Here is a 13,025-nt window from a genome sequence, read left to right on the forward strand (position 1 = left end):
ACAAAAACCATTAACCCGTTTTTTTCGTATAAAAAGACATAACCTAATTTTTGCTTCAAATGATTTTCCCTCAAATACCACACAATGAGAAGGAGCGTCTTGATGCCTTATTGGCTTATAAAATATTAGACAGCGCTCCGGAAAAAGATTTCGACGACATAGTCAAACTGGCTTCTGAAATCTGCCATACTCCTATTTCAACCATTACACTGGTTGATAAAGACCGTCAATGGTTCAAATCAAAAATTGGCCTTGAATTTTCAGAAGGAGCCAGAGATACTTCTTTTTGTGCCCATACATTAAATAATCCACGCGAAATGATGATTGTGTCAGATTCGCTTGAAGACGACCGTTTTTATGACAATCCGAATGTTATCGGGCATCCGAATGTTAGGTGTTATGTTGGTGTGCCTTTAGTTGATCCGAACGGCCATGCTTTAGGTTCGTTGTGCGTTATTGACAACCAACCGAGAAATCTGGATAATTTCCAACTACTGGCCTTAGAAAAATTAGCCAATCAGGTTATCAATCTGCTGGAATTAAGGAAAAAGAATTTCCAATTAATGGAAAACCATAACATGCTGCTTTCCAAATATAAAGATCTGGAGCAATTTGCTTCTATCGTTTCACATGATATCAAATCTCCTTTGAACAATATCATGATGTTGACACGGTTACTTCAGGAAAGCAATCATGACCAGCTTGACGGAGACGGAATGCAGATGCTGGGTTATATTTACAAATCATCCGAAGAATTGAAAAAACTGGTAGATGCCATTTTAGAGTACTATAAATATGACAACGAACAGGTTATTGCCAATGAAAATATCAGGCTCAATGACTTCATGCAATATCTCATTGATATACTGGATACTAAAAATGAATTTCAGTTCATACTCCCCGAAAAGAACCATAAGATTCGTTCCAATAAAATGGCTTTGGGACAGATTTTTTATAACCTCATCAGCAACAGTATAAAATACAACGATAAGCCAAAAGGCATCATCCATATTGATTTTTCTGAAACAGAAGATTTCAATATTATTTCTATCGAAGACAATGGCTGCGGTATTGACAAAGCCAACCATCACAAAATCTTCAACATTTTTGAAACTTTAGGAAAAACAGACCGTTTCGAGGCAAAAGGCACCGGAATAGGACTTTCAACCGTACAAAAAATGGTACAGAAGTTAAACGGAAAAATAGAAATTGAATCGGAATTAGGGAAAGGAACCCGATTCAAAGTATTCCTCAAAAAGTAATCTCTCCCTATCTTTTTTATATCAGCCAAAATGTTTACATTTAAGCATCTTGGCTGATTTTATTTTATGAAAAAACAGAAACTTATTATAATTGGCGGCGATGCTGCCGGAATGAGCGCCGCTTCGAAAGTGCGACGGGAAAACAAAGAAATTGAGATCATCGTATTTGAAAAATCGGAATATACCTCCTATTCCGCTTGTGGCATTCCGTATTTTATTTCAGGAAAAGTAAGTTCTTCCGATGAGCTCATTATAAGGACACCGGAACAATTCAAAAAGAAATATAATATTGATGCGCATATACTGCATGAAGTACTTGAAGTAGACACAGACCATAACAGAGTTTTGGTTAAAAACAGTCTTGAAAAAACACAATTCTGGGAAAATTATGACAAGCTGCTGATTGCTACCGGAGGAAAAGCCTATTGTCCTGAAGTAGAAAACAGGGATGCTGATGGCGTCTTTGGCGTTTCAACATTAAGAAGCGGTATAAAAATCAATCAATATATAGAAAATAAGAAACCAAAACACGCAGTCATTGTTGGAGGCGGTTATATTGGATTGGAAATGGCAGAAGCCCTTCTTATCAAAGGCCTCAAAGTTTCCTTAATTAATCGTTCCGAAGAAATCATGAATACCCTTGACCCTGACATGGGCAAGACCATTCGTGAGGCTATGGAGAATTTGGGAGTCACTATTTACCTTAAAGAAGAACTCAGGCACTTTGAAGTCAAAGACAATACCGTTTCTGCGGTTGTGACGAATAAGCAAAAACTGAAAGCCGATATGGTCATTTTAGGAATGGGAACAAGCCCAAATACTGCTTTTCTAAAAAATTCAAAGATTGCCCTGTCTGAAAAAGGAGCCGTTAAAGTTTCCAGAACACAAAAAACCAATATCCGAAATGTGTGGGCTGCGGGTGATTGTGCCGAAACGTACCATCTTGTAAGCAAAAAACCTTTTCATGTAGCTTTAGGAACCGTAGCGAATAAAACCGGTGTAGTTGCCGGAAAAAACATTCTTGGGCAAAAGGCTGCTTTTCCGGGAATTGTAGGAACAGCCGTCTGTAAAATATGCTCCTATGAAGTAGCCCGAACCGGACTACTGGAAAAAGAAGTAAAAACTTTAGGAATAGACTACATAACGGCAACCATACAATCCAAAACCAGAGCCTATTATTATCCGGATGCCAAAGATATCTGCGTAAAACTTATAGCCGAAAAGAACACAGGAAAATTGCTTGGCGGACAGATTATTGGTGAAGAAGGAGCCGCAAAAAGAATTGATGTGCTGGCAGTCGCACTTACGAATAAACTCACTTTGAGAAACATTATCGATTTGGACTTATCCTATGCGCCTCCCTTCTCTCCTGTTTGGGATCCGCTGCAGATTGCTGCCCGGAAACTAATTGGTAATCAGGAATAAAAACAGTTACTCGCAAAGACGCAGAGTCGCTAAGCAAAAAGTATGACTCATGAAATCTATACCAATATAAAGTTTCGGATAATCGATAAAAAAATTAAAGAAAAAGGGGGATTTTACAATCCCCCTTTTTTATGTTTTGAAATTCCTGATTTTAACCAGGCTTCATACTCTTCTTTATCTGGAGTGTAACCTACCGGCTCATTTAAATCATTTCCTTCTGAATCCAGAATAATATAATACGGTTGTGCATTTGCCTTATATCTTGTGATTTGAAAATCACTCCATTTGTTACCTTTAGTTTTGATTTTTCTTCCGGTTTCTTTAGAAACATATTTTTCAGCTTCTGCGAGTTCCTGCTTTTCATCCACATATAAGGAAATCAACACTACATCATTTTTTAGAATAGACTGGATATTATTGTCAGACCATACAAAGTCCTCCATCTTACGGCAATTTTCACAGCCAAATCCGGTAAAATCCAATAAAATTGGCTTATTTACTTTTTTAGCATAGGCAACACCCTGGTCATAATCTGTAAAAGCAACAATATCGTGAACTGCTAATTTTGCACCTTCGGGAAGTGCTTCACCGGAAGAAGTCCCTCCTCCTTTTGAGTTTCCAACTCCATACGGTGACTCGCTATAAGTTATAGACGGAGGGAAACCGCTAATAATTTTTAACGGGGCGCCCCAAAGTCCCGGAATAAGGTAAATCGTAAACGATAATACCAAAAGACCTAACGAAAACCTGCCTACAGAAATATGGGTTAGCGGACTATCATGCGGCAATGTTATCTTTCCGAATAAATAGAACGCCCAGGCTCCAAACACGGCAATCCATATGGCAAGGAAAACTTCTCTTTCCAGTAAATGAGTCTGCATTACCAAATCTGCCTTTGAAAGGAATTTAAATGCAAAGGCTAACTCTAAGAATCCTAAGGAAACTTTAACCGTATTCAACCATCCGCCTGATTTTGGAAGTGAATTCATCCATCCCGGGAATAAGGCAAAAAGCATAAACGGAAGCGCTAAGGCCAAAGAGAATCCCACCATCCCTACAATAGGTGCGATACCGCCTTTAGAAGCTGCTTCGACTAAAAGCGACCCTACAATTGGTCCTGTACAGGAAAAAGAAACTATTGCCAGGGCTAACGCCATAAAAAAGATTCCGATAAAACCTCCTCTGTCTGCCTGTCTGTCTACTTTATTAGCCCATGAATTTGGCAAAACAATTTCAAAAGCACCTAAAAAGGAAGCAGCAAAAAATACCAGCAGAATAAAGAAAATAATATTAAACCAAACGTTGGTTGAAAGGGCATTCAATGCATCTGCTCCAAAAATTGCAGTAACCAATGAACCCAATATGACATAAATTAAAATAATTGAAACACCATATAATATAGCATTTCTTATTCCCTGGGATTTGGTTTTGCTTTGTTTTGTAAAGAAACTTACCGTCATCGGTATCATTGGAAAAACACAAGGTGTCAGTAAGGCTGCAAAACCAGAGAAAAAAGCAATCAGGAAAATAGTCAAAAGTCCTTTTTCAGTTTCCTTTGCCGGTTTTTGTGGGGTTACGGTTTCTGCTTTTTTTTCGACTTTGGTTGTTACCGGTTCAGAAAACGTCTTTACTTCCTGGGCAGTGAGATTTTTCAGGTCAAACTCAAAGTATTTATTTTGCTGGATGCAAACCTTTTTACATACCTGATAAGATAATTCTATCTGGACTAGGTTGTTATCTTTATTGATTATCTTAATCTTTTGTTTTAGCTGTACGGTATTTTCAAAAAATATCTCATCTATTTTGAAAATATCGTTGAACTCAGTACGTGTTTTACTTTCTTCGGCTTTACCTGTTGCCTCAAAATTACCCTCACCATTAATCATCAATACTTCCAATGGATTTACACCACCTTCTGGCGTAAATTGAGAATACATATGCCACTCCGGCTCAATAACTCCGTCAAAAGTCATTAGGTATTCTGTATCTGATATTTTTTCAATTTTGGAAGTCCATTTTACAGGGTCTAAAATCTGCGCATGAGTAGAAACAAGGGCGAAGAAGAAGAACAGCAGGAGGCTTATTTTTTTCATTTCAGGATTTCTATTTTTAATATTTGTTGAGTTGTATTGCTTACATAAAATCTACGGTCTGAACGTTTTCCTATAATCCAGACTATCTTATTGTCAGAAATCAGCAGCCATGTATTTTCTTTTTCGCTTAAAGACATTTTCTCGTCTTTAAAATACTTGCTGATTTTCTTTTTTCCATCGATTCCAGTCGGACAAAAATAGTCACCTTCCTGCCATTTTCTAATATGCAACGGAAACTTTAACGTTTCTTTATCTACATAAATCCGGTGAGTATCTGAAGCCTTTATTATTTGGTCTGTTTCCGAGATTTTCAGAGGTATGGGCGTCTTGATTTCATTGCCAATTATTTCATAAATGCCGGAATCTTTTTCTTTGACAGGCTCTAAAATCAGATATTCTCTATCTTTCAGCAGCCTGTAGTTTTCAGAGAGAATTATTTTTCCGGATTGGGCTTCTGTGAGTTCATAAATATCTTCCCATGCTCTGAATCCGAAAGGTTTTAGCCATTCATATAAATAGGCCTTATAATTAGCCAGTCTTTTCAGTTCTGAAATATTGAAATGCTTCTGGTTTTCTTTTTCAGAAACGACCTGCTTATAAACCAAAACCGAAGCATCTTCTGCCAATGATTTTGCCTGTTGCAGATTATTCAGAGTATCCTGAAAAGAATCCAAAAAAGAAGGATTCAGGCTTTTCAGCATTGGAATAATATCATGACGCAGCTTATTTCGGAGGTATTTGTCGGATGCATTACTACTGTCTTCCCTCCATTCAATTTTATTTTCAACGGCAAAATTTCGGATTTCTTCCCGGCTAAAATTCAGAAGCGGACGTACAATCCTGTTGTTTTTGTCAAGGATTCCTGTCAATCCATCCAGTCCTGTGCCTCGTGTCAGATTAATCAGAAAAGTTTCCAGATTGTCATCCAGATGATGTGCCGTGAGTATATAATCGAGCTTATTTTCTTCAAGCAACTGATAAAACCAAATGTAGCGAAGTTGCCGTGCCGCTACTTGAATTGATAGTTTATTATCTGTAGCAAAACTTTCTGTATCAAAACGGGTTACGAATAACTCAATTTTGTTTTGTGAAGCAAAATCTCTGATAAATTTTTCATCCCCATCACTTTCATTTCCGCGAAGTTGAAAATTACAATGTGCCATTGTAAAATTACAACCTGATTCTTTTAACAGATATGCCAAAACCATGCTGTCAAGACCTCCGCTAAGTGCCAATAACAGTTTTTTTTCTTTTAAGAAAGGAAGGTTTTCAGCTAAATGTTTTTGAAATTTTAAAAGCATTTCCAAAGATATAAAAAGGAAAAATGAATACCTAGCACCTTACGATTCCAATACTTCACGCATGGCCTTTGCTTTTAACAGGCATTCTTCATATTCTTTTTCAGCAACCGATAATGCTGTTATGGCACTGCCTACAGAAAAGGAAACATATCCGTTTTGTTGGTTATACAATATACTACGTATGACAACATTAAAATCAAAATCGTTTTCCGGTGTAAAATACCCCACAGCCCCGCTGTAAAGACCTCGTTTGGTTTCTTCCAGGCCTTCGATAATTTTCATTGCAGAGATTTTTGGCGCTCCCGTCATACTTCCCATAGGAAATGTTGTCTTGATAATTTCTACAGCAGATTTTTCTTTATCTGCTTTGGAAACAACTGTTGAAATCAGATGATGCACCTGTTTGAAGGTATAGGCCCCGCAAAGTTCCTCCACTTCTACAGAATTTTTTGCTGCCGTTCTCGACAAATCATTTCTCACGAGGTCAACAATCATGATATTTTCCGAACGCTCTTTTTCATTGGATAATAACCTTTGCTTTATGGCTTCGTCTTGCTGAAAATCGGGATGTCTTTTTGCCGTCCCTTTAATAGGTTGCGAAATAATCTTATCCTTTTCTTTTCTTAGGTATCTTTCCGGTGAAGCCGATAAAAGATACTGTTTGTTGTTTTTAAAAAATACGGCAAAAGGCGGTTCCGAAATCTTATTCAGACTTTTATAAGTTGCTATAGGGTTAATTGTTGCGTTTTCTGCAAAAAATTCCATGCAGAAATTGGCTTCATATATGTCTCCCCTATGGATATGTTGCTGCATCTCAGAAATTTTTTGCAAATAGCTCTGTTCAGAAATGCGTTGCTGTATTTTTAATTTTTGTTCAGCGTTAACCGGAGTAACCTGTTTGTTGATTGCTTCCAAATCCTCCTCTATTTCATCATCACACATATTCAGGTAACAAATCTCCAACTGATTGCCCTTCAAAAAGAAAAGTTTTTTAGGTTGGAAGAAAAACAGGTCAGGAAAGTGCAAGCCGTCAAAATTGTCAGATATCAAATCTTCCGTATCATTTTTCAAATCATACGAAAGATAGCCAAAAAGCCAGTCTTTAGTCGTTTGCTGGTATTGTTTCAGGTCTTCAAAAGCATTGTGCTCGTCTGTCTGGATTGACGTAAAAGCATCGACGGCAAGTATTGCATCAAAAGACGTATAATTTTGACGGTAATAATTGCTGTCTAAAAAAAGGGCTTCGCGGAATTGTTCGGACCAGCCTAAAAGCTGCTGTTTAAATTCCTTTGGTTTTTGGACCTCTATAATGATGGATGTTCTCAAGAATGCTTTGTTTGGAGACAAAATTACGATTTAGTTGTGAAAAATAATCGCTATATCAGGTATGAAAAAACCCGCTTCTTTTGAAAGCGGGCTTTTTTATCATAATTAGCGTCTGTTACATATGTATTGACCTGTTGTCTGTTGCAGCAAGTGCCGCTTCTTTTACAGCTTCAGCATAGGTTGGGTGAGCATGGCTCATTCTTGCAATATCTTCAGCAGAAGCCTTAAATTCCATTGCTGTAACTGCCTCCGCAATCAAATCGGCAGTTCTTGCACCAATCATATGGATTCCTAAAACTTCATCTGTTTTAGCATCGGCAAGGATTTTCACGAAACCGTCTGTATCACCGCTTGCACGCGAACGTCCTAAAGCCTTGAATGGGAAACTTCCTGCTTTATATTCTACTCCTGCTTCTTTCAATTGCTCTTCTGTTTTTCCAACAGCGGCAACTTCCGGCCAGGTATAAACAACTCCCGGAATCAGGTTGTAATCAATATGCGGTTTTTGTCCGGCAAGAGTTTCTGCAACAAATACACCTTCTTCTTCTGCCTTATGTGCTAACATTGCACCTTTGATTACGTCACCAATTGCATAAATATTCGGAACCGAAGTCTGTAAATGGTCGTTTACTTCAATCTGGCCTCTTTCCGTAATTTTCACCCCTGCTTTTTCAGCATTTAATCCGTCAGTGTAAGGACGACGTCCTACTGATACTAAAGAGTAATCTCCATCAAGAGTAATAGTTTCGCCTTTTGCATTTTCAGCCTGAACCTGAACACCATCTCCGTTTCTTTCAACTGATTTTACTTTGTGCGACGTATAGAATTTCATTCCTTGCTTTTTCAATACTTTTGTCAATTCTTTTGACAAACCGGCATCCATACCCGGAATGATTCTGTCCAGATATTCTACTACAGAAACCTGTGCTCCCAAACGCAGGTAAACCTGCCCTAATTCCAAACCAATGACACCACCACCAATAACAATCAGGTGTTTAGGAACTTCTTTTAAATTCAGAGCTTCTGTTGATGTGATGATTCTTTCTTTGTCAATTTTGATAAATGGCAAGGTAGATGGCTTCGAGCCGGTTGCGATAATCGTATATTTTGCTTCAAGAGTTTCAGATGAACCGTCGGCTTTGGCTACATTGATGTGCGTTGCATCTTCAAAAGAACCAACTCCCTGGAAAACAGTAATTTTGTTTTTATCCATAAGGTATTTGATTCCTGAAACGTTCTGGTCTACCACGGTTCCTTTGCGGGCAACCATCTGTTCAATACTGAATTTTACTTCTCCGGTTATTTCGATTCCGTGTTCCTTGAAATGCGAAACGGCATCATAGTAATGGTGCGAAGAATCAAGCAATGCTTTTGACGGAATACATCCAACGTTCAGGCAAGTTCCTCCTAAAGTACTGTATTTTTCAATGATTGCGGTGTTAAAACCTAATTGTGCAGCTCGGATTGCAGCAACATATCCACCAGGACCTGAACCTATAACGACTACGTCAAATGAACTCATGATATATATTTTTTTTGTGTTTTTAAAAATTTGTGACACAAAATTAAGGAAGTTTTTTTGTTCTAGGAAGCGCTTGGCTGTTTAAAAATTCTCTTACTGTTTTTATTAGTCTTTAAATACCATACAAGTAATTTCGGTCAATAAAAAAAGCCCGGAATTTCTCCCGGGCAGTTCTTTTAATTTTTTATTATCTGCTATATTGGCGATTGGTCGCAGGTATAGACTTGCGGGCAGGCAATATAGTAGATGCAATACTTAGGACCTGTCACGGCACCGCTGCACGAGCAGCCGCATAAAGATAAATCGATGGAGGTATCCAAATCTACCGACCCTTGTCCTTTAATTGCTTTTAAATTTTCTTTTGAGAGTACTGCTACTCCGGCGATGTTTAAAATGTTTGTTTTCATAACAATAATGTGGTTAAGTTAATAATCTCAAATATAAGGATTTACGTTTTTTTATTTTTACGATTTCCCACATATTTCAAAACTTTAACAAAATAAACACGAATAATATAGACTATTACTTATGAAGCACTAATACTTCCTGTTTCGTTTTTAGGCTTTCGATTAAGTAAAACATAGCCTGAAATTCCGGCAATTATAGAAGCGGCAAATATGGCTATCTTAGCTTGTGTAACATGTTGCGGGTTGTCATAAGCAAGTGTTGTTATAAAAAGACACATCGTAAAACCAATACCGGATAAAATACTTATACCCAAAAGATGCCTCACTGTCATTTTCTTTGGAAGCTTTACCAATTTGAGCTTAAGCAACAAAAACGTAATTCCAAAAATACCGAGAAACTTCCCTACTATCAATCCTGTCACTATACCCAAAAAAATATTATTTGAAAACAAATCTGCAAAGTCAATATCAAACACAACTCCGGCATTTGCCAAAGCAAAAATGGGCATGACGATAAATGAAACTACAGGATGAAGGCTATGTTCAAGACGTTGCAAAGGTGGAGTTGCATGTTTTGTCATCGACTTCATTTTTTTTATGATGTTTAACTGTCCTTTAGTTAAGGTAACACCTGATAACGATTCCGTTTTATCCAGTTCACCTGAATACGACTTGATTTTAGAAAGAAAACCTTTTTCACTTATTTTAGTAGTGGCAGGAATGGTAAACGCTACTAATACAGCCGCTATTGTGGCATGGACACCTGAAAGTAAAAACGGAATCCATACACCAATAATACCTACAATACCATAAAAGAGTGTACTCCTTACCCCTATTTTATTGGCCAAAATCAGCAGTAGAAAAAAGAGCAATCCTAATCCCAGGCTCCACATCGATATTTCATTAGTATAGACTAAAGCAATCACCAAAACAGCACCAATATCATCTACAATTCCAAAAGCCGTAAAAAAAATCTTCACAGACACCGGAACCCTATCTCCCAATAAGTATAAAATCCCAAGTACAAATGCAATATCACAAGCCATAGGAATTCCCCATCCGTTGATGGCCTGGGTATCAGATCCATTAAAAAGAAAAAAAATAAATGCGGGAAAAATCATTCCGGAAATCCCAACTATAATAGGCAGGACTGCATTTCTGAAACCTGATAACTGACCGTCCACCATTTCTCTTTTCAACTCCAGTCCCAAAACAAAAAAGAATATAGAAATCAAACCATCATTAATCCAATGATGCAAATCATAATCTAAAAAAACAGTATCATTAAATCCAATCGAGATTCTGTTTTTCCAAAATCCTAAAAAAGATTCCGACCAGGGTGAATTGGCTAAAATCATAGCAATAATGGCAGCGCCCAAAAGCACCACACCACCCATAACAGAATTGCTTATAAAAGATTTTAACGGATTGATTATGTATTTATCAACTGTAGTCTGTTGTAATTGATGCTGCATGTAATTTTTTTTGGTTATTCTCAAAAATAGATTTTTAACATTTAAAAACCAATGATTACAAGCACATTAGCATTTATTTAGCTTTTTGAAATCAAAAGACAAAAGCAGTAGTATTCTTGACTTCTCCAATCATAAACATACTGTGCGTACTGCCAATATGCTGCAGACTTGTAAGTTTAGTAACCATAAATTCCCTATATTCTTCCATATTTTCGACACAAATTTTAAGTATGTAGTCATAATCACCGCTCACATGAAAACATTCAAGAACTTCATTGAGCTGTACGACCTCTTTTTCAAACTGAGAAATAAATTCTTTGGTGTGCTGCATCAATTTCAAGTGGCAAAAAACAACAAATCCTTTTTGGATAGTATTTCTGTCAAGAAGAGCTACATATTTTTTTATGATTCCTTCCCTTTCCAGTTTTTTTATGCGTTCATAAACGGCTGTAACGGAAAGGTCCAGCTTTAGGGAAAGTTCTTTAGTAGTACGCTTGGAATCCTCCTGCAGCAGTTTTAAAAGTTTTTTGTCAATAGTATCTAATGTCATAATTGATGGATTTTCGGTTGATATAATATTTTACAATACAATTCAGATTAAAAAACTATCAAAATTATAATTTATAGTTTAATATTCTAAATTTTAAATATATAATTGATTTTTTACTTATTTGATTGTTTTTTTGGTTTTTATTTTACTATTAACTATCACTATATTATGAAAGATTTTAATCCGGCAGACAATATTCAGGACTTACAATATTTTGGAGAATTTGGAGGCGTAAACCCTTCTATATCTGACTCTTCTACTTATACTTTTTTATCGGCAAAAACAATGTTCGACACTTTTGAAGGCAATGCTGAAGGATGTTACCTGTATTCACGCCATTCCTCTCCAAGCAACCTGTATCTTGACAAGGCTCTGGCTGCTATGGAAGGTACAGAATCTGCAAATGTAGCGGCTTCCGGTATGGGTGCGATTACACCAACCTTATTGCAATTGTGCGGAAATGGTGACCATATTGTTTCCAGCAGAACTATTTACGGAGGAACTTATGCCTTTTTAAAGAATTTTGCCCCTAAATTTGGCATCAAAACAACTTTTGTAGACATTACAAAGTTGGATATTGTTGAAGCTTCTATTACACCTGACACTAAAGTTCTTTACTGCGAAACTGTGAGTAACCCGCTTCTTGAAGTGGCTGATATTGCCGGTTTAGCTAAGATTGCCAAAAAACACAATATCAAGTTGGTAGTCGATAATACTTTTTCGCCATTGTCTGTTGCTCCTGCAAAACTGGGTGCCGATATTGTAATACACAGTTTAACAAAATACATTAATGGTAGTAGTGATACCGTAGGCGGTGTTGTTTGTGCATCACAGGAATTTGTGAATAGCCTGAAAAATGTAAACAATGGTGCGAGTATGCTTTTAGGACCTACAATGGACAGTCTTCGTTCTGCCAGCGTGATGAAAAATCTAAGAACATTGCATATCCGTATTAAACAACATAGTTACAATGCTCTTTATCTTGCTGAAAAGTTTGAGAAAGATGGATTGAAAACAGTCTACCCGGGACTAAAAAGCCATCCGAGCCACGAATTATACAAAAACATGATTAATCCTGAATATGGCTTTGGAGGAATGATGACAATTGATGTAGGTACGCTTGATAAGGCAAATGAACTGATGGAGTTGATGCAACAGCGAAATCTGGGATATCTGGCCGTGAGTTTAGGATTCTACAAGACTTTGTTCAGTGCTCCGGGAACATCTACATCAAGCGAAATTCCTTTAGAAGAACAGGCTGCTATGGGATTGACCGATGGATTAATCCGTTTTTCAATCGGATTGGACAATGATATTGAAAGAACTTATTCTATGATGAGAACCTGTATGGAAGACTTAGGAATACTGGATAAGTCTATGGCTTTAGCATAATAACCAACCTAAATAAACCGTGATGCCTTTTTAGTTCCAATCTGGAATTATAAAGGCATTTTTTTCTTCTTTAGAACACTGACTTCTCTAATTCCTCAGATTTTCACTTATTTTAAAATCTGGGATAATCTATGCAATCTGTGGCATATATTTGATTCTGCATAATTTTAGGAATGCGGATAACACGGATTTCGCTGATTTCACGGATTTCCATCCATCTCTTGAAAATCTGGTGTAAATCTGAATCATCTGTGGCGTATATATTTGATTCC

Annotated in this window: 10 protein-coding genes; 3 read left to right on the forward strand and 7 right to left on the reverse strand. The window is 37.1% G+C overall.

The window, feature by feature from the left end:
* The first annotated feature begins 59 nt into the window (after positions 1-59).
* Positions 60-1,262: a sensor histidine kinase gene (locus tag B0G92_RS10115; RefSeq protein ID WP_101472106.1), complete on the forward strand. Its 1,203-nt coding sequence runs from the start codon at positions 60-62 to the stop codon at positions 1,260-1,262.
* Between the two features lie 66 nt (positions 1,263-1,328).
* A complete protein-coding gene (locus tag B0G92_RS10120) occupies positions 1,329-2,687 on the forward strand; it encodes a CoA-disulfide reductase (RefSeq protein ID WP_101472107.1) in 1,359 nt (452 codons plus the stop codon).
* 113 nt (positions 2,688-2,800) lie between these two features.
* On the opposite strand, the gene B0G92_RS10125 is transcribed toward B0G92_RS10120, so the two are convergent.
* The 7 genes from B0G92_RS10125 to B0G92_RS10155 form a co-directional block, all read right to left on the reverse strand.
* Entirely contained in the window at positions 2,801-4,780 is a 1,980-nt protein-coding gene (locus tag B0G92_RS10125) for a protein-disulfide reductase DsbD family protein (RefSeq protein ID WP_101472108.1), read from the reverse strand.
* Entirely contained in the window at positions 4,777-6,081 is a 1,305-nt protein-coding gene (gene tilS, locus B0G92_RS10130) for a tRNA lysidine(34) synthetase TilS (RefSeq protein ID WP_101472109.1), read from the reverse strand. Before tilS ends, B0G92_RS10125 begins: the two co-directional genes overlap by 4 nt.
* 39 nt (positions 6,082-6,120) lie before the next feature.
* A complete protein-coding gene (locus B0G92_RS10135; protein WP_101472458.1) occupies positions 6,121-7,407 on the reverse strand; it encodes an anthranilate synthase component I family protein in 1,287 nt (428 codons plus the stop codon).
* 115 nt (positions 7,408-7,522) lie between these two features.
* Entirely contained in the window at positions 7,523-8,929 is a 1,407-nt protein-coding gene (gene lpdA / locus B0G92_RS10140) for a dihydrolipoyl dehydrogenase (protein WP_101472110.1), read from the reverse strand.
* Between the two features lie 194 nt (positions 8,930-9,123).
* Positions 9,124-9,336, reverse strand: coding sequence for a hypothetical protein (locus B0G92_RS10145; protein ID WP_101472111.1), 213 nt, complete (start codon positions 9,334-9,336; stop codon positions 9,124-9,126).
* A 119-nt stretch (positions 9,337-9,455) separates the two neighbouring features.
* Positions 9,456-10,811 carry a Na+/H+ antiporter NhaA gene (gene nhaA, locus B0G92_RS10150; protein WP_101472112.1) on the reverse strand — a complete coding sequence of 452 codons (1,356 nt, stop codon included), beginning with the start codon at positions 10,809-10,811 and terminating at the stop codon, positions 9,456-9,458.
* Between the two features lie 91 nt (positions 10,812-10,902).
* Positions 10,903-11,361 carry an Lrp/AsnC family transcriptional regulator gene (locus tag B0G92_RS10155; RefSeq protein WP_056066528.1) on the reverse strand — a complete coding sequence of 153 codons (459 nt, stop codon included), beginning with the start codon at positions 11,359-11,361 and terminating at the stop codon, positions 10,903-10,905.
* 168 nt (positions 11,362-11,529) lie between these two features.
* Between B0G92_RS10155 and B0G92_RS10160 the strand changes: the two genes are divergently transcribed.
* Positions 11,530-12,753: an aminotransferase class V-fold PLP-dependent enzyme gene (locus B0G92_RS10160; RefSeq protein WP_056066525.1), complete on the forward strand. Its 1,224-nt coding sequence runs from the start codon at positions 11,530-11,532 to the stop codon at positions 12,751-12,753.
* The last annotated feature ends 272 nt before the right edge of the window (positions 12,754-13,025 follow it).

The organism is Flavobacterium lindanitolerans (genome assembly GCF_002846575.1).
Classification (GTDB): domain Bacteria; phylum Bacteroidota; class Bacteroidia; order Flavobacteriales; family Flavobacteriaceae; genus Flavobacterium; species Flavobacterium lindanitolerans.